Annotated in this window: 22 protein-coding genes; 9 read left to right on the top strand and 13 right to left on the bottom strand. The window is 70.4% G+C overall.

Annotated elements, in window-relative coordinates; all coding sequences use genetic code 11:
• Positions 1 to 86: 86 nt before the first annotated feature.
• Positions 87 to 506: a TIGR03668 family PPOX class F420-dependent oxidoreductase gene (locus MCHLDSM_RS23915; protein WP_048472297.1), complete on the bottom strand. Its 420-nt coding sequence runs from the start codon at positions 504 to 506 to the stop codon at positions 87 to 89.
• A gap of 112 nt (positions 507 to 618) precedes the next feature.
• Between MCHLDSM_RS23915 and MCHLDSM_RS23910 the strand changes: the two genes are divergently transcribed.
• Genes MCHLDSM_RS23910 through MCHLDSM_RS23895 form a run of 4 tightly spaced genes read left to right on the top strand, consistent with a single transcriptional unit; the run spans position 619 to position 4,412 of the window.
• On the top strand, positions 619 to 1,761 hold the full coding sequence (locus MCHLDSM_RS23910) for an ABC transporter substrate-binding protein (protein WP_048472296.1): 1,143 nt from the start codon (positions 619 to 621) through the stop codon (positions 1,759 to 1,761).
• A gap of 1 nt (position 1,762) precedes the next feature.
• The gene (locus tag MCHLDSM_RS23905) at positions 1,763 to 2,605 is read left to right on the top strand and encodes an ABC transporter permease (RefSeq protein ID WP_407661866.1); all 843 of its coding nucleotides are present in this window, start codon (positions 1,763 to 1,765) and stop codon (positions 2,603 to 2,605) included.
• Positions 2,602 to 3,375, top strand: coding sequence for an ABC transporter permease (locus MCHLDSM_RS23900; RefSeq protein ID WP_048472294.1), 774 nt, complete (start codon positions 2,602 to 2,604; stop codon positions 3,373 to 3,375). Before MCHLDSM_RS23905 ends, MCHLDSM_RS23900 begins: the two co-directional genes overlap by 4 nt.
• Positions 3,372 to 4,412, top strand: a complete 1,041-nt coding sequence (locus tag MCHLDSM_RS23895) for an ABC transporter ATP-binding protein (RefSeq protein ID WP_048472293.1) — start codon at positions 3,372 to 3,374, stop codon at positions 4,410 to 4,412. Before MCHLDSM_RS23900 ends, MCHLDSM_RS23895 begins: the two co-directional genes overlap by 4 nt.
• A 54-nt stretch (positions 4,413 to 4,466) precedes the next feature.
• On the opposite strand, the gene MCHLDSM_RS23890 is transcribed toward MCHLDSM_RS23895, so the two are convergent.
• Both MCHLDSM_RS23890 and MCHLDSM_RS23885 read right to left on the bottom strand, forming a co-directional pair.
• Positions 4,467 to 5,042 (bottom strand): orotate phosphoribosyltransferase, encoded by a 576-nt coding sequence (locus MCHLDSM_RS23890; RefSeq protein ID WP_048472292.1) that lies wholly within the window; start codon positions 5,040 to 5,042, stop codon positions 4,467 to 4,469.
• A gap of 26 nt (positions 5,043 to 5,068) precedes the next feature.
• A complete protein-coding gene (locus MCHLDSM_RS23885) occupies positions 5,069 to 5,881 on the bottom strand; it encodes a HugZ family pyridoxamine 5'-phosphate oxidase (RefSeq protein ID WP_048472291.1) in 813 nt (270 codons plus the stop codon).
• A gap of 138 nt (positions 5,882 to 6,019) precedes the next feature.
• Here MCHLDSM_RS23885 and MCHLDSM_RS23880 point away from each other — a divergent pair, with 138 nt between their 5' ends.
• Both MCHLDSM_RS23880 and MCHLDSM_RS23875 read left to right on the top strand, forming a co-directional pair.
• Positions 6,020 to 7,042: a hypothetical protein gene (locus tag MCHLDSM_RS23880; RefSeq protein WP_048472290.1), complete on the top strand. Its 1,023-nt coding sequence runs from the start codon at positions 6,020 to 6,022 to the stop codon at positions 7,040 to 7,042.
• 71 nt (positions 7,043 to 7,113) lie between these two features.
• On the top strand, positions 7,114 to 8,394 hold the full coding sequence (locus tag MCHLDSM_RS23875) for a maltokinase N-terminal cap-like domain-containing protein (RefSeq protein ID WP_048472289.1): 1,281 nt from the start codon (positions 7,114 to 7,116) through the stop codon (positions 8,392 to 8,394).
• Between the two features lie 226 nt (positions 8,395 to 8,620).
• On the opposite strand, the gene glgX is transcribed toward MCHLDSM_RS23875, so the two are convergent.
• From glgX to MCHLDSM_RS23840, 8 genes are all read right to left on the bottom strand, one after another.
• Positions 8,621 to 10,777 (bottom strand): glycogen debranching protein GlgX, encoded by a 2,157-nt coding sequence (gene glgX / locus MCHLDSM_RS23870; RefSeq protein WP_174545695.1) that lies wholly within the window; start codon positions 10,775 to 10,777, stop codon positions 8,621 to 8,623.
• Positions 10,778 to 10,853: 76 nt separating this feature from the next.
• Positions 10,854 to 11,282 (bottom strand): Clp protease N-terminal domain-containing protein, encoded by a 429-nt coding sequence (locus MCHLDSM_RS23865; protein WP_053083073.1) that lies wholly within the window; start codon positions 11,280 to 11,282, stop codon positions 10,854 to 10,856.
• A 14-nt stretch (positions 11,283 to 11,296) separates the two neighbouring features.
• Positions 11,297 to 11,848 carry an isochorismatase family protein gene (locus MCHLDSM_RS23860; RefSeq protein WP_048472288.1) on the bottom strand — a complete coding sequence of 184 codons (552 nt, stop codon included), beginning with the start codon at positions 11,846 to 11,848 and terminating at the stop codon, positions 11,297 to 11,299.
• Positions 11,845 to 12,522: a PAS and ANTAR domain-containing protein gene (locus tag MCHLDSM_RS23855; protein WP_048472918.1), complete on the bottom strand. Its 678-nt coding sequence runs from the start codon at positions 12,520 to 12,522 to the stop codon at positions 11,845 to 11,847. The genes MCHLDSM_RS23860 and MCHLDSM_RS23855 overlap by 4 nt, the downstream gene beginning before the upstream one ends.
• A gap of 31 nt (positions 12,523 to 12,553) precedes the next feature.
• Entirely contained in the window at positions 12,554 to 13,870 is a 1,317-nt protein-coding gene (locus MCHLDSM_RS23850; protein ID WP_048472287.1) for a hypothetical protein, read from the bottom strand.
• A gap of 7 nt (positions 13,871 to 13,877) precedes the next feature.
• Entirely contained in the window at positions 13,878 to 14,273 is a 396-nt protein-coding gene (locus tag MCHLDSM_RS23845) for a hypothetical protein (protein WP_048472286.1), read from the bottom strand.
• On the bottom strand, positions 14,270 to 14,419 hold the full coding sequence (locus MCHLDSM_RS38595) for a hypothetical protein (RefSeq protein ID WP_168439943.1): 150 nt from the start codon (positions 14,417 to 14,419) through the stop codon (positions 14,270 to 14,272). Before MCHLDSM_RS38595 ends, MCHLDSM_RS23845 begins: the two co-directional genes overlap by 4 nt.
• On the bottom strand, positions 14,416 to 16,260 hold the full coding sequence (locus MCHLDSM_RS23840) for a hypothetical protein (RefSeq protein ID WP_048472285.1): 1,845 nt from the start codon (positions 16,258 to 16,260) through the stop codon (positions 14,416 to 14,418). Before MCHLDSM_RS23840 ends, MCHLDSM_RS38595 begins: the two co-directional genes overlap by 4 nt.
• A 134-nt stretch (positions 16,261 to 16,394) precedes the next feature.
• Between MCHLDSM_RS23840 and MCHLDSM_RS23835 the strand changes: the two genes are divergently transcribed.
• Entirely contained in the window at positions 16,395 to 18,830 is a 2,436-nt protein-coding gene (locus tag MCHLDSM_RS23835; RefSeq protein WP_048472284.1) for a hypothetical protein, read from the top strand.
• Between the two features lies 1 nt (position 18,831).
• Here the strand turns inward: MCHLDSM_RS23835 and MCHLDSM_RS23830 are convergent, their stop codons facing one another.
• On the bottom strand, positions 18,832 to 20,226 hold the full coding sequence (locus MCHLDSM_RS23830; protein ID WP_048472917.1) for an acyl-CoA dehydrogenase family protein: 1,395 nt from the start codon (positions 20,224 to 20,226) through the stop codon (positions 18,832 to 18,834).
• Between the two features lie 118 nt (positions 20,227 to 20,344).
• On the opposite strand from MCHLDSM_RS23830, the gene MCHLDSM_RS23825 reads away from it, so the two are divergent.
• On the top strand, positions 20,345 to 20,872 hold the full coding sequence (locus MCHLDSM_RS23825) for a hypothetical protein (protein WP_048472283.1): 528 nt from the start codon (positions 20,345 to 20,347) through the stop codon (positions 20,870 to 20,872).
• Positions 20,873 to 20,900: 28 nt separating this feature from the next.
• Here MCHLDSM_RS23825 and MCHLDSM_RS23820 read toward each other — a convergent pair whose 3' ends face one another.
• Positions 20,901 to 21,209 carry a hypothetical protein gene (locus MCHLDSM_RS23820; RefSeq protein ID WP_048420180.1) on the bottom strand — a complete coding sequence of 103 codons (309 nt, stop codon included), beginning with the start codon at positions 21,207 to 21,209 and terminating at the stop codon, positions 20,901 to 20,903.
• 47 nt (positions 21,210 to 21,256) lie between these two features.
• Between MCHLDSM_RS23820 and MCHLDSM_RS23815 the strand changes: the two genes are divergently transcribed.
• Entirely contained in the window at positions 21,257 to 21,712 is a 456-nt protein-coding gene (locus MCHLDSM_RS23815) for a PPOX class F420-dependent oxidoreductase (protein ID WP_048472282.1), read from the top strand.

Below are 21,712 nucleotides of genomic sequence, written 5' to 3'. Positions count from 1 at the left end.
GCCTCCGACCTTTCCGCGCGCCACCTCGATCGTCTGCCCGGCTGACCCCCATCTCCTTTCCGGAGAACCGCCGCGCCGACTACCGGCTAGCCCCCACCCCAGGACGCCCAGCGGCGGATCCGGATGCTGACGACGGGGCCGTTGAGCGCAACCCGTTCGTACTGCGGGTACTTCGCGCGCAACTGCGCGTAGCCGATGGCGACCTCGTCCCCCGACCGGTGGATCGTCGCGGTCCCGTCCGCGCGCACCCACCACAGCCGCGCCCAGTCGTCGTCGTAGTGGTCGACCAGCAGACTGACCTCGGGGTTGTTCTCGATGTTGGCCAGCCGGCGCAGGTGCTGGGTGGACTTCGGCTTCGCGTCGACCGCGGTGTACACCAGATCGTCGCGGCCGGCGGCCATCGCGAAGACGACCGGCACCACGTGCGGCGCGCCGTCGGGGCGCACCGTGGCCAGAGCCGCCACCGGTGCACCGGTGAAGGCGGTGACCGTCTCGTCAGGTGTCACCCGCTCAACCCTAGGCGCGGGCAGTGCCGGCGGGATATGGTTCACCGCGATGACACGGCCAGGCAACCGCTGCGCCACCGCGCCGACTCCTGCTCACCGGAAGGTCTCATCCATGCCCACTTCCGCTTCACTGTTCTCCCGGGTCCTCGCGTGTGCCGCGTCCGCGCTCGTCGTCGCCGGGATCGCGGCGTGCGCGCCCCCGGAGAACAAGGATTCCGGCGCGCAGACCGAGTCCGGCGTCAAGGCCGCCGAGGCCACGTCGGCGCAGGACTTCGGCGGGATGGACGGCCTGGTGAAGGCGGCCAAGGGCGAGGGTGCGCTCAATGTCATTGCGCTGCCGCCGGATTGGGCCAACTACGGCGCCATCATCAAGGCCTTCTCCGACAAGTACGGCATCAAGGTCACCTCGGCGCAGCCCGATGCGTCCAGCCAGGACGAGATCAACGCCGCCAACCAGCAGAAGGGCCGCAGCAGCGCACCCGACGTGTTCGACCTCGGCCAGTCGGTGGCGCTGGCGAACACCGCGATGTTCGCGCCGTACAAGGTCGCCACCTTCGACGACATCCCGGCCGCCTTCAAGGATCCGAACGGCGCCTGGGTCAACGACTACGGCGGCTACATGTCGATCGGCTTCGACTCGGCGAAGGTGCCCCCGGTGACGAACGTCAACGACCTGCTCAAGCCGGAGTACCAGGGCAAGGTCGCCCTCAACGGCGATCCCACCCAGGCCGGCGCCGCGTTCTCCGGTGTGCTGATGGTGGCGCTGTCCCAGGGCGGGTCGGCCGACGACATCGCCCCCGGTGTCGAGTTCTTCCGGAAACTCAAGCAGGCGGGCAACTTCCTGCCGGTCGACCCGACGCCGGCGACCATCGAGTCCGGGCAGACGCCCGTGGTGATCGACTGGAACTACACCAATTCGTCTGAAACCAAGAAGCTTCCGTCCTGGACGGTGCTCGTGCCGCCGAACAACGCGGTCGCCGGCTACTACTACCAGGCGATCAACAAGGACGCCCCGCACCCCGCCGCCGCCCGACTGTGGCAGGAGTTCCTCTACAGCGACGAGGGCCAGAACCTGTTCGCCCAGGGCGGTGTTCGGCCGGTGCGCGCCGACAACATGGCCGCCGCCGGCACCCTCGACAAGGCGGTCGCCGCCGCGCTGCCGGTGGTCGACGGTCCGGTGACGGTGCCCACCCCGCAGCAGACCGAGGCCGCCTCGAAGTATCTGTCGGAGAACTGGGCCGCCGCGGTTGGCTGACATGCGTCGGGTGCGAGACGGCCTGCCGCTGCTGCCGTTCCTGGCCGTCGTCGTCATCTTCCTGATCATCCCGACGGTCACCGTCGTGGTGAGCGCGGTGTACGTCGACGGGGCCTTCTCGCTGGATCGCGTCGCCGCGCTGTTCACCGGGACGGCGCTCTCGGCGCTGTGGAACAGCGTGCTGCTCTCCGGGGCCACCGCGATCCTCGGCGCGCTGCTCGGCGCGGTGATGGCGTGGCTGATCGTCAGCAGCCCGCCGACGTCGATGGTGCGCCGTTCGGTGCTGTCGCTGTGCAGCGTGCTCGCCCAGTTCGGCGGTGTGGCCTTGGCTTTCGCATTCCTCGCGACCGTCGGGCTGAACGGGGTGCTGACCCTGTGGGTACAGCAGGCGACGGGCTGGAACCTCGCCGGATCGGGCTGGCTGTACGGCCTCGGCGGGCTGATCCTCGTCTACACCTACTTCCAGATCCCGCTGATGGTGATCGTGTTCGTCCCCGCGCTGGAGGGTCTGCGCGACCAGTGGCGCGAGGCGGCCGTCAGCCTGGGCGCCTCGACGTGGGACTACTGGCGCGAGGTGGCGATCCCGCTGCTGACACCGGCGTTCCTGGGCTCGGCACTGTTGTTGTTCGCCAACGCTTTCGCCGCGTACGCGACCGCCGCCGCACTGGTCAGCCAGGGCAGCCCGATCCTGCCGCTGCTGATCCGCGCCTCACTGGTCAGCGAGGTGGTGCTGGGTCAGGCCGGGTTCGCCTACGCACTCGCGCTGGAGATGATCGTCGTCGTGGCCGTCGTCATGGCGGCCTACAACCTGTTGGTGCGGCGCAGTTCCCGGTGGCTGTCATGAGAACGGCGGTGCGCGGGGCACTGTGGGTGCTGTTCGGCGTCTTCTTCCTGTTCCCCCTCTACGCGATGGCCGACTTCTCCACCCGCAACCTGCTCTCCGGCGGGCGCACCGGGCAGGCGTGGGCCAACCTGGTGACCGACGAGGCGCTGTATCGGGCGATCGTCGTGTCGCTGTCGCTGGCGGTGCTGACCGTGGCCGCGATGCTGATCCTGTTGGTGCCGACGATGATCTGGGTGCGGCTGCGCGCGCCGTGGGCCAAGGGGTTGGTCGAGTTCCTGTGCCTGCTGCCGCTGACGATCCCGGCGCTGGTGATCGTCGTCGGGCTGCGCAACGTGTACCTGTGGGTGACCTACCTGCTGGGGGAGTCACCGCTGACGCTGACGTTCGTCTACGTCGTGGTGGTGCTGCCGTTCTCCTACCGCGCCATCGACGCGGCGCTCTCGTCGATCGACCTGCAGACGCTGTCGGAGGCTTCGCGGTCGCTGGGCGCGGGCTGGATGACGACGATCACCCGCGTCGTGGTGCCGAACATCTGGTCGGGCATCCTGTCGGCGGCGTTCATCTCGATCGCCGTCGTGCTCGGCGAATTCACCATCGCGTCGCTGTCGGGCTACGAGACCCTGCAGGTGCAGATCGTGCTGATCGGCAAGAGCGACGGGCCGACCTCGGTGGCGGCGTCGCTGGCCACCCTGCTGTTCGGGTTCGCGCTGCTGCTGATCCTGTCGCTGGTCACCCGGGGACGCCGCCATCAGACGGGAGTGACGCTGTGAGTGACAACGGAGTGGCCGTCGAGCTGACCGAGCTGACCCGCCTCTACGGGACGACCCGCGCCCTCGACGGGCTCACCCTGCACATCGAACCCGGGGAGCTGGTGGCCCTGCTCGGCCCGTCGGGCTGCGGCAAGACGACCGCGCTGCGCATCCTCGCCGGGCTCGACGAGGCGACCTCGGGCACGGTGTCGGTCGGCGGCGTCGACGTCAGCAACGTGCCGGCCAACAAGCGCGACATGGGGATGGTGTTCCAGGCCTACAGCCTCTTCCCGCACCTGACCGTGCTCGACAACGTCGCGTTCGGCCTGAAGATGCGCGGAAAAGCCAAGCGCGACAGGCTCTCCCGCGCTGCGGACATGCTCGACCTGGTCGGGCTCGGCGAGCTGGGCGGCAGGTATGCCAAGGAGCTGTCCGGCGGTCAGCAGCAGCGGGTGGCGCTGGCCCGCGCCCTGGCGATCCAGCCGCGGGTGCTGCTGCTCGACGAGCCGCTCTCGGCGCTCGACGCCAAGGTGCGCACCCAGCTGCGCGACGAGATCCGGCGCGTGCAGCTCGACGTCGGGACCACGACGCTGTTCGTCACCCACGACCAGGAGGAGGCGCTGGCCGTCGCCGACCGGGTGGGGGTGATGAGCCAGGGCCGGCTCGAGCAGCTCGCCGCCCCGGCCGAGCTGTACGCCAACCCGGCCACCCCGTTCGTCGCTGACTTCGTCGGGCTGAACAACAAGGTGCCCGCGCAGGTGTCCGGCGGCCGGGCCACGCTGCTGGGGGTGTCGGTGCCCGCGTCGGCGGGGTCGGTCGACGGCCCCGGTCTGGCGATGGTGCGCCCGGAGTCGGTGACCGTCACCGCCGATGAGCAAGGGTCCGCCACGGTGTCGGCGGTGTCGTTCCTGGGCGCGATCTCGCGGGTCAGCGTGGCGGTGCCCGACGGTCCGGTGGTGATGGCACAGATGGCGAGCTCGGCGGCGCGGGCGCTGCGGCCCGGCGACCGGGTCAGGCTGGGCGTGGACAGCGACGGCGTGCTGGTCACCCCGGCGTGACTTCGGCGTGGTTATCGCCGCTCACCGACGACAACCACGCCGAAATCACAGAGACTAGACGTCCTTGACGGGGTCGATGCCCAGGTCCCGGTAGGTCACCAGCGCGTGAAACGGGATGTCGCGCTTGGCGAATCGCGCGGCGGCGACGTCGCCGCGGTCGACCATCGGGATCACCCCGGTCACCACCACCCCGAGCGGCAGGATCCGCTCGAGCGCCAGTTCGGTCGACCCGCCGGTGCTGATCACGTCGTCGACGAGCAACACCCGGTCACCGGCCTGCAGCCGCGTGCCCTCCACCCACTGCTCGCGGCCGCGCTGTTTCTGCTCCTTGCGCACCGAGAACCAGGCCTTGCCCGTCACCATCGCCACGCCGTGCGCCAGCGGGTCGGCGCCCATCGTCAGTCCGCCGACGGCGTCGAACTCGATGCCCTGCGCGGCGGCCAGATCCGCGACGGCCCGGCTGACCACGGCGAGGCGCTCCCCGGTGTCGACGGCATACTTGCCGTCGATGTAGTCGTGGCTGAGCTGGCCGCTGGCCAACTTGAACGGCTCTTCGCGACGTTCGTGGCCGCGGGTGCGGATCAGGTCGAACGCGGCCTGCCAGGTCTCGGGACGCTGCGCGGTGGTCATAGCGCGATCGTAATGCCCGCCGTGACTCAATGCCCGCGCGCGCGGCGCGTCAACTCGACCGCAGCCGAACGCAATTCATCGATCGAATCAATCGGAGCGGCGAAACCGACACGGGTGTAGGCCATTCCGCGATCGGTCTGCAGCCGCAGATCCAGGCCGTAGCGGTCCACGCCGGTGCACGACGCGGCCGTGGTGTCGGGGTAGCCGCCGAGCGCGCGTGCCATCGCGGCCAGCGCATCGGCGTGGTCCTCGTTCAGGTGCGTGACGGCTCCGGCGGCGTACGCGCCGACCGGGTCGGGTGCCGCCGCGGTGTAGTCGGCGCCGCTGGTGGACTCCATCCGGCCGTAGCCGCCCACCCAGCGCACCCGCTGCACCCGCAGCACCCACAGCGAGAAGTCGGTGTAGTCGATGTAGTACTTGGCGGCCGCGACGGCCGCCAGGTGCGCTTCCCGGGCGGCGGCCTGCTCGTCACCCCGGGGGCGCTCGACCCGGCCGGCCAGCGTGACGCGCGCGTTGGCCAGCGGATCGGACTCGGTGGCCGGCGCGACGATCGCCAGGCTCGCCCGCGGGTCACCTGCGAGGTTGCGGCCGTGCTCGGCGAGATTCGACACGCACAGCACCGGCGCGCCGTCGAGCAGGCCATAGGTGACGAACGAGGCCCACGGATCACCCTCGGCGGTCAGGCTCGCCAACGTCGCGGAGTTCGTCGACGCCGCGATGGTGCGGGCCTCCTCCGCGGCCGACGGCCGGGCCGGATTGACCGGCGCGGTCAACGGCGGCGGGACGGTCGGCGCATCGCCGGGGTCGCCGTGATCGCGGGGCGGGCTGGCGGACGTCACGTCGGCACGATAACCCAACTGACGGGGGCGTCGATTTGTTGCGATCCGCAGCAAATCCCGATTCGGGCTGGCGCTTGTGCCGATGTGAGAGAATCACGACGGGAGTCAATTCATCGGCACGGTCGAGATGGGGGCATCATGGCGGAGCCCGCGCTGCGCGCCTTGGCGGCCGCCGGTGTGATCTCGCTGGGCCTGCTGATCGGCGGCTTCACCGCGGCTCCGGTGCTCGCCCAGCCGTCCGACTCCGACGGGTCCTCGCAGAGCGGGTCCACGGACACGGGGACCTCATCCGGGACGACCGGCTCCGGCTCCGATTCCACCGCCTCCAGCAAACCCGACACACCTACCGGGAGCAGCGATCCCGACACGTCGGCGCAGACTCCCGACGACACCGACAGCCCGTCGGTGTCCGTCGACACGAGCACCGACGAGGAAACCCGCAGCGGGGGCTCGGGCGGCTCCACCGAGCCGGACGTCGCGCCCCCGACGAAAGCACCACAGAGGACCAGCAACTCCATCACCCTGCCGATGCTGCGTCTGCCTGCGCCCGGCGAGATCCCGTTCGGCAAGCTGCCTGCGCCGTCGACCTTCTACACCACCGTGCAGATTCCGGTGCCGACGCTCACGGAGTTCCTGTCCGCGCTGCAGATCCTGCCGCCCCCTCCGCCGCCCGGGCCGTCGTTCCGCACCCAGGAGGAGGCGCCCGTCGTCGACGCCGGCACCGGCACCGCAGTCGGCGGCGGCAGTGGCGCCGGAGCCGATCCCACCGTGTTCCGCGCGCCGCTGGTCGTCACGGTTCCGCGGGCGATCACCGTCGCCGGAGCCGGACCCAAGCTGGCGGTGCGTACGCCGGGCGGCGTTCCCGCCGAGCCCGGGTTCACCGCGCCCGGCGTGGCCGGCGCCAACACCCCGGTGATCCGCGGCTCGGTCGCCCCGACGCCGGGCACCACCGCCCGGCCCATGGCCCGCGACGGCGCACCGCGCCCCGAGGGCATGCCGCGCGCGGTGCTCAATCCCACGCTGGCACAGATCGCGGCGGTGGCTCTGCCCGGAGTGGCGGGCCTGGCACTGCTGACCTTCGGCGGCGGCGTGATCGGATACCGCCAGGCCAACAGCGTGCGCTTCGTGCGGACGGCCGGCGCCGAGCGCTTCCTGCCCTGAGGGCGCGTGATTCGTCTCCCGCCCTGCCGGGTAGGTGAGGACGTGTCCCATCCCGACGCAGGAGAACCGTCATGACGCTGCCCTTCGGTGACTGGATCGTCCGCCAGCGCTGGTACGCCGGCCGCACCCGCGTGCTGGCCGATGCCGCGCCGGCGGTGGTCACGCCGCTGCAGCCCGACCTCGACCACGTGCTGCTCGACGTCTCGTACGCCGACGGCGCCGCCGAGCGCTACCAGGTGCTGGTCCGCTGGGCCGACGCCCCGATCGACGGGTTCGGCGACGTCGCGCGGATCGGCTCCGACGGCGACCGGCTGGCCTACGACGCGATGTACGACCCGCAGGCCGCCCGGCACCTCCTGGCGCTGATCGACCGGTCCGCGACCGTCGGCCCGCTGACGTTCGTCAAGGAGCCCGGCATCGATCTGCCGCTCGACGCCGCACCGCGGGTGTCGGGCGCCGAGCAGAGCAACACCAGCGTGATCTTCGGCCGCGACGCGATCCTCAAGGTGTTCCGCCGCGTCACTCCCGGCATCAATCCCGACATCGAACTCAACCGCGAGCTGGCCCGCGTGCAGAACCCCCACGTGGCCACGCTGTTCGGCTCCTTCGACACCCAGTGGGGCTCGCAGCCGTGCGCGCTGGGGATGGTGACGGCGTTCGCCGCCGACAGCTCCGAGGGTTGGGACATGGCCACGGCCAGTACCCGCGACGACTTCACCGACTTCACCGAGGAGTCCCGTCTGCTCGGCGAGGCCGTCGCCTCCGTGCACGCCGCCCTGGCCCGGACGCTCGGCACGTCGACGGTCGCCTTCCCGGTCGACACCGCGCTCGCGCGGCTGCAGACCGCGGTCGCCGCGGCGCCCGCTCTGGCACCGCACGCGCCGCTGATCGAGGAGCGCTACCGCAAGCTGGCCGACGAGACGCTGACCGTGCAGCGGGTGCACGGCGACCTGCACCTCGGTCAGGTGCTGCGAACCCCTGCGGGGTGGGTGCTCATCGACTTCGAGGGCGAGCCGGGGCAGCCGCTCGACGAACGGCGCCGGCCCGACTCGCCGTGGCGCGACGTCGCCGGCGTGCTGCGCTCGTACGAGTACGCCGCCTACCAGCGGCTGGTCGACCACAGCGGCGACGGGGCGCTCGCCGAGCGGGCGCGCCAGTGGGTGGATCGCAACAGCACGGCGTTCTGCGACGGGTATGCCGCCGTCGCGGGTGAGGATCCGCGGGCGTCGGGTCAGGTGCTCGCGGCCTACGAACTCGACAAGGCGGTGTACGAGGCGGCCTACGAGGCACGCTTCCGGCCGTCGTGGCTGCCCATCCCGATGCGATCGATCGAGCGCATCCTCAGCGCCTGAGCGGCGCCGAGAGAGCAGAAAAGCTGGCAACCGTGGCCACCCGGTAGGTCACCGCCGCTCTACGGCTCCTACTCCGGCCCGCCCGACCGGTGGCACCTCGTCACGACGAGTGCCAACGTGGCGGCCACGGCTGCAACAGCTTCTTCAAGCTAACACAAGGATCGGTGAAAAGCGCTGAACCGCGACACTAAGCGTGGTGGCGCGCAACGCCTTTCACAGCGGCTCGTCAGCTGTTCGCGCGCAGCACGATGGTGGCCCGTGCCGGCACCGTCAACGTCGCCCCCGCGGGCTGCGCGTCGGCCTCCTGCCCGTCGGGAGTGAGCTCGGCGGTGTTGACCACCGGCACCCACGACGGCGCGAACTCCTGGGGCGGCAACGTGAACTCGATCGGCTCGTAGTGGGCGTTGAAGCACAGCAGGAACGAGTCGTCGACCACCCGCTGGCCGCGGGCGTCCATGTCGGGGATGCCGTGGCCGTTGAGGAACACGGTCAGCGACTTCGCGAAGCCCGCTCCCCAGTCCTCGCCGGTCATCTCGGTGCCGTCCGGGCCGAACCACGCGATGTCGGGAAGGCCCGCCACGCCGCGCCGGCCGACCGGCTCACCGGAGAAGAACCGCCGACGCCGGAACACCGGATGGCTGGCCCGCAGCGCGGAGACGGTGCGGGTGAAGTCCAGCAGCCCGGAGTCGACCTTCGACCAGTCGATCCAGGTGATCTCGTTGTCCTGGCAGTAGCCGTTGTTGTTGCCGCCCTGGGTGCGGCCCAACTCGTCGCCGTGACAGATCATCGGCACGCCCTGCGACAGCAGCAGCGTGGTCAGGAAGTTGCGTTCCTGCTGGGCGCGCAGCGCGTTGATCTCCGGGTCGTCGGTCGGCCCCTCGACGCCGCAGTTCCACGACCGGTTGTGGCTCTCGCCGTCGTTGTTGTCCTCGCCGTTGGCCTCGTTGTGCTTCTCGTTGTAGGACACCAGGTCGCGCAGCGTGAACCCGTCGTGGGCGATGACGAAGTTGATCGACGCCACGGGCCGGCGGGCGGTGTGCTCGTAGAGGTCCGACGACCCGGTCAACCGGTAGGCGAACTCGTCCAGGCTGGCGTCCTCGCCGCGCCAGAAGTCGCGCACCGTGTCGCGGTACTTGCCGTTCCACTCGGTCCACTGCGGCGGGAAGTTGCCGACCTGGTACCCGCCGGGGCCGACGTCCCACGGCTCGGCGATCAGCTTGACCTGGCTGACCGTCGGATCCTGCTGCACGAGTTCGAAGAACGTCGCCAGCCGGTCCACCTCGTAGAACTCGCGGGCCAGCGTGGAGGCCAGGTCGAAGCGGAAGCCGTCGACGTGCATCTCGGTGACCCAGTACCGCAGCGAGTCCATCAGCAGCTGCAGCGTGTGCGGATGGCTGACGTTGAGGCTGTTGCCGGTGCCGGTGTAGTCCATGTAGAACCGCTTGTCGTCGTCGACGAGGTGGTAGTACGCGGCGTTGTCGATGCCCCGCATGGACAGGGTCGGGCCCATGTGGTTGCCCTCGGCGGTGTGGTTGTAGACCACGTCGAGGATCACCTCGATGTTGGCCTCGTGCAGCGCCCGCACCATCGCCTTGAACTCCTGCACCTGCCCGCCCGGGTTCGGGTTCGAGCTGTACTTGAAGTCGGGGGCGAAGAATCCGATCGTGTTGTAGCCCCAGTAGTTCGACAGGCCCTTGTCGATCAGCGTCGAGTCGTTGGCGAAGTGGTGCACCGGCATCAGCTCGATCGCGGTGATGCCCAGCGACTTGAGGTGCTCGATGATCGCCGGGTGCGCGACCGCGGCGTAGGTGCCGCGGATCTGGTCGGGGATGTCGGGATGGGTCTGGGTCAGCCCCTTGACGTGGGCTTCGTAGATCACCGAGTCGGCGTATTCGTGGTTGGGCGGGCGGTCCACGCCCCAGTCGAAGTACGGGTTGATGACGACGCACTTGGGCATGTTGACCGCCGAGTCGTCGTCGTTGCGGCTGTCCGGATCGCCGAAGTTGTAGCTGAACAGCGACTGGTCCCACTCGAAGCTGCCGTCGATGGCCTTGGCGTACGGGTCGAGCAGCAGCTTGTTGGGGTTGCAGCGCATCCCGTTGGCCGGGTCGTACGGCCCGTGCACGCGGTACCCGTAGCGCTGGCCGGGCTCGATGTTGGGGATGAACCCGTGCCAGACGAAGCCGTCCACCTCGGGCAGCGTGATGCACGCGGTCTGTTCGCCGTCGGCGTCGAAGAGGCACAGCTCGACCTTGTCGGCGGCCTCGCTGAACACGGCGAAGTTGGTGCCGTAGCCGTCGTAGGTTGCCCCGAGGGGGTAGGCCTTACCGGGCCACAGCTCGAGCGTCGTCGAGTTGTCCGATGAGGGGGCGATCTGAGTCAAGTAACTCTCCTGGCGTAGCGATCGGCTCTGGCGATAGGGGATGCCCACATCAGCGGCGGTGCAACCGTTCGATCCATCACAGCGTTGTCGCAGCGAGCCGGGCGCGCAGCGCGGCGACGTCGACGTTCATCTCGCCCAGCAGCCGGGCGGTCAGGTCGACCTCGGCGCAGGTCACGGCCAGCAGGATGTGTTCGGCCCCGATGTGCCGGTCACCCCGCTCGTCGGCGATCGTCATCGCGTCGCCCAGCGCGGCCCGGCCGGCGTCGCTGAACGGGACGTGGCCCTCCGGCGGCGGGACCTCGGCGCCGCAGAAGTGGCGCAGCGTCTCGACGGCACGCGGGTGGGACAGGCCCGCCTCGGTGAGGACCACGGCCACCGGGCCGTCGGTGCGCAGCGCGCCGAGCAGCAGATGCTCCGGACCGAGCATGTTGTGTCCGAGGTGACGCGCCTCCAGCTGCGCGTGACCGATCAGCTCCTTGGCTTCCTCGGTGTACCGCTCGAACATGACGCCGACCCGGATCAGCTGACGGTCACGCCGGCGGAGCGCAGCGCGTCGATCGCCTCATCGGTGCTCGCGGGCGCGACACCGGCGGTGAGGTCCAGCAGGACCCGCGTCGTCAGACCGGCGGCCGCGGCGTCGGCCGCCGTCGCCTTGACGCAGTAGTCGGTGGCGATGCCCACCACGTCCACGGTGTCCACGCCCCGCTCGCCCAGCCAGTCCGCGAGGGTGGTGCCGTCGTCGTCGGCGCCTTCGAAGCCGCTGTAGGCGGCCGAGTACTGGCCCTTGCGGAAGACGGCCTCGATCGGGGTGACGTCGAGGTCGGGGTGGAACTGGACGCCGTCGGAGCCCACCACGCAGTGCGGCGGCCAGGAGTCGACGTAGTCGGGGCGGTCGGAGAAGTGGTCGCCGGGATCGATGTGGAAGTCCTTGGTCGCCACCACGTGGTCGTAGCCGTGAGTCCCGGCGAGCAGGTCGTTGATGCCGCGGGCCACGGCGGCGCCGCCGGTGACCTCCAGCGAGCCGCCCTCGCAGAAGTCGTTCTGCACGTCGACGATGATGAGCGCTCTCATCCGCTCACGGTATCGCCGCTGCGCTCGACACGCTGGTGAGCGGTGAGAAGCAGATGGTCGAACGTCTCGCGCGACGGCAGCGACTCCTCGTACACCAGCGCCGCGTAGTCGGCGAGCACCTGCTCGGCCAGCACCCGGAGCTTGACGTTGGACTCCTGGGAACGCCAGCGCAGCAACTCGAACGCGGCCTCGGCGTCGAGTCGGTAGATCAGCATCAGCATGCCCTTGGCCTGCTCGATGACCGCCCGGTTCTCGGTGATCTCGGTCAGCGCGGCGGTGACCATCGCCTTGGTCATCGCCGCGGTCGGGGTGACGTCGACGTAGAAGCCGTGGGTGCCGATCAGCCGGCCCGCGTCGTCGGTCAGCCGGTCGCCGATCACCACGACCTCGTGGACCTCGCCGCGGGTGTCGATGATGCGGTGCCGGGTGGAGAAGGTGCGGTGGGTGCGCCGCATCTCCTCGAGGGTGGCGGCGACCTGCTGACGGTCGGCCGGATGTTTGTGGGACAGCACGAGTTCGGTGGTCGGGGTCACCGTGCCGGGTTGGTAGCCGTGCAGGATCTGCACCTGCTCGGACCATTCCCAGCGTTCGTCGGCGAAGAAGAACTTGAACCAGCCGACGCGCTGGGGGGCGCCTCCGGCGAGCGCCTGCTCGAGTGACTCCTCGTCGGGCACATCGAGCACGATAGCCCCACCGGCCCCGCGTTCACCCCCCGAACAGCAAATACAGTCCGGTGAACGTGTAACCGACCATCACCAGCATCATGGCGAGCTGGCCGGTCACCTGGTGGGCTCGCGGCAGCAGGGCCAGCGCGCGGTCGTGCGCGGCGATCACCCCGGCGATGTGGCCGGCCACGACGAAGCCGACCTTCAGCGTGGCCACCACCGCCGGGTGCATCGACAGCACATAGCTGACGTCGTTGTCGGCCAGGCCCAGCACGTTCCATCCGCGGCCCAGCGGATCGGCCAGTCGAACGATCGTCTGCTGCCCGCGCTCGACCAGATAAGTGAGGTAGTGCGCGAACACGTAGCCGATGACGATCGGGATCAGCGAGTGCGCCAGCAGCCCGGGCAGTTCCCGGCGGCGCTGCGCGTCGACACCGCCGGTGCACCGCGCGGCGAGGGTGAAGGACACGGCGACGACGACGGCGAACAGCAGCAGCCCCGCGGTCCGCAGCAGGGTGGCCCCGGCGGCCGAGTCGGTGACGCGGTCCGTGAACGACCGCCACTGCGGGGTGGCCGAGAAGCTGTCGAACGCGGTCGAGCCGAGCAGCACCGACAGCACGACCACGATGCCCGGCCGCACCGGCAGCGACACCAGATGGTCGAACGGGTTCCCGACAGCGATCCGGCCGTCGGCGTTGCGGCGCATCGGCGACAACCGGGAGGTGACGGTGCTGTACACCTCGAACGGATCGGCCCGCGCGCACCACCGGGTGCCGCAGCACAGCGCGCCGGCCAGCGTGACGACGAGATACGCCAGCAGCCAGATCCGGATCGCCGGCACCGAACCGGGATCGGGGCTGGCCAGTTCCAGCCACACGAACGCGAACAGCCCCGCGGCGGCCGGCCAGTACCCGAGCGCCTGCGGGTACGTGACACCGAACGACGGCCGGCCCAGGACGCGGTGCAGGGCGCGCACCGGCGAGATCACCCGCCACACCGGGCCGAACAGCAGCGACACCGCCACCAGGCCGACCCACAGCAGCACGTAGAACACGCCGGGAAGCGGGTTGTCCGCGGTCTGCGGGCCGAACAACGCCGCCATCGCCACCCAGCCGGTCAGCAGCAGCGAGACGACGGCCAGCACCCAGCGCGTCGCGGGTGCGTCGACCACGGCGGTCACCCGCCTCGGCAGCGGCCGGCCGGGCCGGTCCGGGTCGAACCGCGGTGAGCGCCAGGCCAACGCGACGACCGCGAAGGTGAACGTCAACGCCCATGCCGCGCCGATCAGCGCGTAGGTGACCGGGATCGGCAGATCCGACGAGCCGCCCAGACCGTGTGCCAGGAGTTGGGTCGTCAACGGCCCGTCACTGCACAGCGATCGTGGCGACGGTCTTGTTCAGCGCGTGCAGTTCGACGTCGACCCGGCCGGGCATGTCGACGGTGAACTGGAACGACTGCCCGGGACCGACGGCGATCGGGAACGAGTGCTCGGGCGTGGAGTGCACGTGCAACTCGTCGGCGGCGTCGCTGTCGACGCGGATCACGATCGGCTGCTTCACCGTTGCCTGCAACTGTTCGTTGGTGGGGGTGACGGTGCCGCCCTTGATCGTCACGTCCAGCACGAGGCGCTGCGGCGCGGCCTGGGCGTCGGTCATCGACGGCTGGGCGGCATTCGAGGTCGTCTCCTCGGCACTCTTGTCGCCGCCGCAGCCGGCGAGCAGGACCGCCACCGCAGCGGCCAGGACGAGGACTCTGCTCACGGTTCTCCTGTCTCGTCGGTCTTCTGCCGGTTCTTCCGGGCGATGTAGAACACGACGCCGGCCACCACGAAGGCGGGAGCGAAGGCAGGCAGGGCCAGCCAGATCGAGTGATCGGCGAGGATCACCACATCGGGCGACGGCGTCACGACTGGCCCGAAGGCTCGAACTCCGCTTCGCTGCCGCTGGATTCGCTCTGGTTGATGCGACCGCCGCCCCAGGTGATCCCGGCGATCATCGCCAGCGTGCAGACCAGCACGATCAGGCAGCCGATCAGCCACAGCGACGCCGGGATGTCCGGGCTGCGCTCACGCTGCAGGATCGTGATCTCGGAGACGAACGGACGGGTGAACTGCGCCTCGGCAGGCACCTCCTTGGCGCCGATACCAGGGTCGCCGGCCAGGTAGATCGGCACCGCGGTCAGCGTCGTGCCGTCATGCACGCGCAGCAGCGTCTTCCACTGGCCGGACACCGGCATCGGCTTGGTCGAGACGTAGTGCCCGGGGCCGACCCTGTCGAGGTGGTCGATGAACTGACCACGCTCGTTGGCCAGGCCGCCCTGCCAGCCGAGCACCGACACCCAGTTGGGGTCGTCGCTGATCGCGTTGGGCGGGGTGAAGCGCACGTCGGCGGTGACGAAGCGGCCCGGGACGGGGCCGGGCACGTCGGTCAGCGCGAACGTCGCGGTCTCGTCGGCCGGCACCGAGTAGCGCAGCCCGTTGGCGGTCGCCCCGCCGATGGCGAGCACGGTCAGCACCACCAGCCCGACGGAGATCGCGCGGCGCGGCAGCCGTTGGCCGGTCAGCACCATGCCGATCATCGCGCCGCAGCCGCCGGCCAGGACGGCGACGGGCACGGCCATCGACAGGGCCTCCGGCCAGATGCTGGTCGGCCACGGGTAGAAGTACACGGCGTCGATCCAGAACGACTCAAGCCACAGGCCCACGGTCGCGACACCCAGTCCGCTGACCAGGCCGAACAACACCGGCCGCTTGAACAGCGGCGTCAGGGCCACCAGTTCGACCACCAAGGCGGGGCCGAGGTACAGCGCGAACCAGTTCACCGGCGCGTCGAGCAGTGGCGCCACCAGAAACGCGATGATGCCGCGCAGACCGATGGCCACGATCGCGGAGATGATCGCGGCGCCGCGGCCCAGGTAGATCCGAGCCGCGACCAGTGCCACCGACGCGGCGGCGGCGATCAGCATGGGCTGGAACACCTGGCGGAACTGCGGGACGCCGAAGTCGAACTCGATCTGGTACACCGACAGCCCGATCAGCACGCCGGCGAACGCCAGGTACTGGATGAACTTCAGCCCGATGCCGTCCCTCGGCGCGTCGGACCCGACCGCGCGTTTGCCTTCGAACTCGAGGTAGGCCGCGGCGATCGTGGAGAACCCGGCGCCGCCGATCATCATCAGGTGGGTGGGACCCCACAGCGTGACGTCCTGGCCGAAGATGCGGTGCCAGACGTCGTCGAGGGGGAAGCCGATCAGCGCGTACATGCCGCAGCCGGCCATCACGATGCCGCCGACCGGGGCGTACCAGTGGTCGGTGATGCGCACCGCCGCCGGGCCGGGCTTGTCGAACGGCAGCACGATCGCGGTGCAGCCGGCGATGAACACGAAGAACAGGCCGATGATGATGAAGTAGTGCGCCGGGTTGGCGAGCGGCCCCGGGTCGCGGCCCTTACCGATGTGCAGGCTGACGTCCCAGATGAAGCCGAACAGCGCGCAGATGATCGCGCTGACGAAGATCGCGATCGGTAGGGCCACCCACGGCGGCCGTTTGAACCGGCGGCCCAGCCATTCGGCCAGGTTCTCCAGCCACGAGATCTTGCGCTGGCGGTGCAGGTAGCCGATCCACAGCAGCACCGCCGTCACGGCCATCGCCACCGCCGACAGCCCGATCACCTGGCTGATCTCCGCGCCGCCGCCTTCGCTGCCCTGGGCGAGCACCGCAACGTCCTGTCGAGAATGCGTCATCGTCATTCCTGTCCACCCCGTGCCGAACGCTCTAACTGACTCGCGGGTAATGTTGCCAGAAGCGATCCAGGTGAAACCAGGGGTACCGGGTTTTTTCGCCGACCGGCCCATTTCGGTCCCGAGGGCGTCACGATGGGGAGATGGCCGGGGGCAAGACCGTCGTCGAACTGCGGGTGCACGGGGTGTCCGGTACCCCGCCCGAGGTGATGCTGAACTGCCCGGTCGAGTTCCTCGACCGGGTCAGCGGGGACTCCGACGCCGCCTTCTTCCGCCGCGCGACCTGGATCGATGACGCGATCAGCCCACCGTCGGCCGGCGGCTGGCGCCGGCGGATGGAGGCCTACTCCTGGGGCGGGCTGACGTCCCGTCGCGCGAGCCGGGCGCTGTGGCTGCTGTTCCTGCCCTTCTCCCTGATCAACCTCGCGCACTGGATGCTGCCGCCCGCGCGACACCGCGGACCCGCCACGGTCGTGGTGGCGCTGCTGCGCCTGCTCGCCCTGTCGTTCACCCTGACGTTGTTGCTGGCAATGGCCGTCGCCGTGCTGGATATCGCGCTGTGGCAGTGCGTGAGCGTCGACTACTGCCGTTCCGGATGGCTGCCCCTGGAGTGGCTGGGCGGCGTGCCGCCCGGGGGCCGGCTCGCGGTGGGGGCGCTTCCGCTGGCCGCGGTGATCGTGGCGCTGTGGCTGCTCGGCCGGCAGGAGGCCGGACAGGCGATGCCGTACGACGGACCTGACTGCGACGACGAGTTCACCGCGGCGTGTCCGCCGCCTGCCGCGGTGGTGTCGGTCGGCGAGCGCTCACCCCTGGCCGACACCACCTTCTGGAATCACGACGACTCCGTGGCGCGGATGCGCGCGTGCCATGTGACCGCGTGGACGGCGGCGCTGGCGGCGCTGGTGCTGGCGGCCCCGGTCGCCGACGGGGATCCGAGCCGTTCCCGCGACGTCAGCGCGGTGCTGCTGGGCGTCAATCTCGGGGTGCTGGCCATGGCCGTGGCGGCGACCGCGTGGAATCGGGCCACCGGCCGCGGCGGTGACGGCATCGGCGGCCGGCTGCACGCCGTGCTGATGCGACTGCGGTGGCTGGCGCTGATCCTGCTCGCCCTGTCGCTGGCCTGGCTCGGGCTCGGCAGCGACGTCCCGGCGCACCGGCTGCCCGACTTCCTGCCCGGGCTGCGGGGGTCGATCTACGCGCTGCTCGCCGTGCAGGTGGTCCTGCTGGCCGGGGTGTTCGTCGGGTGCGCGCTGTCGATGCGGGGCGGCGACAGATCGGCGCCGGCACCGGGTTACGGCATGACGCTGCGGGGCTTCACCGCGGCGTTCGTGGCGCTGCTCGGCTGGTTGATCGGCGGCGGGATCAGCGTCGGTGTCGGGCTGTCGACGGCGCTGGCGCTCGGCACGGTGCGGATCTCGACGGCGGACGCGGCCGAGGCGATGGTGAAGCGGACGGCGACGCTGGCCAACGCCGCCGAGAACTTCGCGGAGAAGGTGCACGCGGTGACCATGAGGGCACCGCTGATCGTCCCGCCGCCCTATGTGTGGGCATCGGTGGCGACGCTGTTGGTGCTTCTGGCGGCGGTCGTCGCCGTGGTGCGGGCTTGGCGTGCGGCGACGGGGACGCCTCCGCAGACGCCGGTGGAGGCGGCGGCGCCGGGGCGGGTCCTGGAGGCCGTCAGGCGGGCTCGGACGGCGGCGTCGCTGACCGACGCGGGGCCGGCGCTGATCGCCGGGCTGGTGACACTCGCGTTTGTGATCCTCGTCGTGATGGCGGTCCTGTTCTTCCCCGATCTGCACCGCTTCACCGGGGCCAGGTATCTCTCCGGTGGGGTCTCGTTCATCGCGATGTTCGTGCCGATCGCCCTGGTGGTCGGGCTGGTCGTGCTGGTGGTGCAGGCCTCCCGGAACCGGCAGATCCGCCGCGCGGTCGCGATCCTGTGGGACGTCATCACGTTCTGGCCGCGGGCCACGCATCCGCTGACGCCGCCGTCCTATGGCGGCCGCACGGTCTGGGACCTGCGCACCCGGATGGCCGCGCTGGTGCACCAGCCGGAGCCCACCCGGGTGGTGCTCGTCGCGCACAGTCAGGGCACCGTGATCGCCGCGGCGACCCTGATGCAGTGCACCCGCGACGACGAGCGCTATCCGCTGCTGACGTTCGGCGCGCCGCTGCGCCGTCTCTATGCGCGCAACTTCCCGGCCTACTTCGGCGCCGCGGCGATGGGCGAGCTGCGGCGGCAGCTCGCCCGCCCGGAGCCGCGATGGATCAACCTGTGGGCGCTGACCGATCCGATCGGCAGCTGGGTGTTCGACCCCGACCCGGTGTTCGTGCAGGGGCCGTCGTCCCCGGACCTGAGCGTGGCGTTGACGACGGTGGACTGCCGGATCCTCGACGTGGGGCAGCGCGACCCGGAGCACGGCGACGTCGCCGTCGATCCGGACGGCGCGGTGTGCGGCCACTCGGGGTTCTGGGACCGCGCCGAGTACCGGTTGGCCGTCGAGGTGCTGCAGTCCGTCGTGGTCGACGAGGACGTGGACGCCGGTGCTGTCGCCCCGCCGGTGAACCAGGCGATGTGACTCACTTCCTCGGCGGGCGGAGCACCTTCATCGCCATCTGCATCACCGGTGCGGGCACCCGGTCCTTCATCGACAGTGCGGTGTTTCCGACCTGGGTGCGTGCCGGAGTGCCCCGACCGAACATCCGGTTGAGCGGGCCACCGGTCGGCTCGAGGTCGACGTGCAGCGGCGGCTTGCCGTCGGCGGCACCCAGCGCGTTGGAGATCACGATCCGCTGGATCTCGCTGGTGCCTTCGAAGATGGTGTACAGCTTGGCATCTCGGTACCACTTCTCGACCGGGTGGTCTTTGACGTAGCCCCAGCCGCCCATCGTCTGGATGGCGCGCTCTGTGGTGCGGACTGCAAGCTCGCTGGCGGCGAGCTTGGACATCGAGCCTTCGCCCCGCTCGAACGGCACCCCGGTGGCGGCCATCCACGACGCCCGCCACGTCAGCAGGCGGGCGGCGTCCAGTCCGGTGGCGAGGTCGGCCAGCGGGAACGCGATTCCCTGGTTGTCGATGATCGGCGCACCGAACGCTTCGCGCCGATTGGCGTATTCGGTGACGTATTCCAGTGCGGCTCGGGCGATTCCGAGGGCCTGGGCGGCGACCATCGGCCGGGTCTGCTCGAACGTGCCCAGCGTGGCCGAGCCGGAGTGCCGGGCGCCCTCGACGGCCTCACGGGCGCGGGCCAGCTTGTACTCCAGCTTCTCCTGTCCGCCGAGCAGGTTCCCCGCCGGGACGCGGACACCGGTGAGCTTCAGTTCGGCGGTGTGGGAGGCGCGGCAGCCCATCTTGTCGAGCTTGCGCACCATGTCGAGTCCGGGCGTGCCGCCCGGCACGATGAACAGCGCCTGGCCCTTGTGGCCCAGTTCCTGGTCGACGACGGCGTTGACGACGTGCACGTTGGCGATGCCGCCGTTGCCGATCCACATCTTGTGGCCGTCGATGATCCAGTCGGCATCGGGCCCCGAGCCGTCGCGGCGCGCGGTGGTCCGGAGATTGCGGACGTCGCTGCCGCCCTCGGGTTCGGAGATCGCCAGGGCGGCGAGCTTGAGATCGCCCGGCGTGCCGAAGCATTCCGGCGCCCACTGCAGCATCTGCTCGGGGGAGGCGGCCTGCCCGATCGCCGAGAGCGCCAGCGCAGGCATCACCACCGCCAGCCCGATGCCGGCGCATCCCCAGAACAGCTCCTCCATGAACATCGGCAGGGACAGTCCCGTCGGATCGCCGATCAGATCCCGGTAGAACAGCGGGCTGTAGAAGCCGCGCTCGGCGGCTTCCTCGAGCACCGGCCAGGGGAACTCCTGGCGCTGGTCGTAGTCCGCGGCCACCGGCCGGATCACCTGCTCGGCGAACTCGTGTGTGCGCCTTGCCAGGTCGTGCTGCGCGGCTGTGGGTGTGATGTCGAAGCTCATGTCGGGTCCTCCGTCGGCGTCGGCATCCCGCACATGCGCACCACCACTCCTTCGTTCGGCCTAGAGTCCCGAGTACCCAACGTCGCACCGAAATCCACCGAGGAGGCGACGACCGCGCATGAAGATCTCGGCGCTGGCGCTGACCCAGCGGGACGGCGTGACGTGCGGTCCGTCCGTCGCCGTCATGGCGGGTGCGCTGCTGGACCGCGACTACGGTTCGGCGCTGGCGCGTCCGCAGGTGCGGGCCTGGTTCGCCGCCGAGCAGGCCCGGGTGCACGCGATGACGAACCGCGTCTGGCCGCGCGCGCTCGGCACCACACCGGCCGGCATGGCCGCCGCGATCAGCGTGCAGTCGGCTGCCCGCGGACGGCGCTACCGATGGCGGCCGTGGCGGGGCCGACGCGACCGGCTCGACGACGTGCTGGCGGCAGTGTCGGCGGGGTGGCCCGTGACCATGCTCATCGGCAACGTCATCCCGCGGCACTGGGTGCTGATCGTCGACGTGCGCGGCGATGCCGTGGAGTGCTACGAGCCGACCTCCGGGGAGGTGCGCACCGTCGGACTCGATGCGGTGCGCCGCGCGCGCTTGACCGGCCTCGGCTACCCGCGGCCGTTCGCGTTCGTGGTGCCGGGTCCGCTGCTGTGAGACCGCGGCGCCGGAGTGCGTCAGATCGTCATGCCGACCTCGCCTCCTCGCCGCCCGCCTCGGCGATGCGCCGCTGAGCTTCGCCGACCGAGATGCGCAGCCGGCGGGCCAGCACCTGCGCCCACGGGGCGCCGGCGAATTCGACCGGCGGCGGTCCGGCGACCACGCTGCCCAGCAGGCGGCGCTGCAGGGCGGCCAGGTGTTTGTCCATCGTGTCGAGCCGCACCAGCAGGGCGCGCTGATCGACGGGACGGAGGCGGTGAACAGGAAGGGCGGCGAGCGCACGGTAGGCCTCGTCGGCGGCGTCGAGCGCCGCGAACACATCATTCGAACTCATGTTCGAGAGCGTACGCAGGGGTACCGACACGTCGATACGCTGGCGAGATGGCCCCCAAGTACGCGACGGCAGAGGCCGTCGCCGCAACGGAACTGCTCGACTTCATCCGCCCCCGGCACCGGATGGTGCTGACGACGTTCCGGTCGGACGGATCCCTGCAGAGTTCACCGGTCACCGGCGGTCTGGACACCGAGGGCCGCATCGTGGTGGCGAGTTATCCGCAACGCGCCAAGGCCGCCAACATCCGGCGCCGGCCCCGCGCCAGCGTCGTGGTGCTCAGCGAAGAGTTCAACGGTCCGTATGTCCAGGTCGACGGCGCCGCCGAGGTCATCGATCTGCCCGACGCGGTCGAGCCGCTGGTGGAGTACTTCCGCTCGGTGGCCGGCGAGCACCCGAACTGGGACGAGTACCGGCAGGCGATGGTCGATCAGGGGAAGTGCCTGATCAGGGTCACCCCGCAGCGCTGGGGACCGGTCGCCACCGGCGGTTTCCCGCCGCCCTGA

Origin of the sequence: Mycolicibacterium chlorophenolicum, assembly GCF_001044235.1 — a bacterium.
GTDB classification, from domain to species: domain Bacteria; phylum Actinomycetota; class Actinomycetes; order Mycobacteriales; family Mycobacteriaceae; genus Mycobacterium; species Mycobacterium chlorophenolicum.
This window is presented reverse-complemented; position numbering and strand designations above follow the sequence as displayed.